1 pseudogene is annotated in these 231 nt (G+C 32.5%); it reads left to right on the top strand.

Annotated elements, in window-relative coordinates:
* Positions 1-231, top strand: a pseudogene (locus ELQ12_RS10160) (MFS transporter); the annotation flags it as partial.

The following is a 231-nucleotide window of genomic DNA, read 5'->3' as shown; positions in this document are numbered from 1 at the left end:
GAGCATGCTTGTTTGTTTTTTAATGACCATGGTTTTAACAAGCGGTGTGGCAACTTTGATGATTTGCCTAAGTATTTTGAAAGTCTTTTAGCTATGAGTAAAACTTCTGCTTTATGTGTACAAAATTTTGCTATTTTAGCGGTGATTTTTGGAGCTTTATTTCAAGGTTTTTAGCAAGCAAATGGGGGAGCTATAGGATTTGTTCTATTTTTAGTATAGCTTTTATTATCT

This window comes from Campylobacter sp. US25a (assembly GCF_004379075.1).
GTDB lineage: Bacteria > Campylobacterota > Campylobacteria > Campylobacterales > Campylobacteraceae > Campylobacter_D > Campylobacter_D jejuni.
This window is presented reverse-complemented; position numbering and strand designations above follow the sequence as displayed.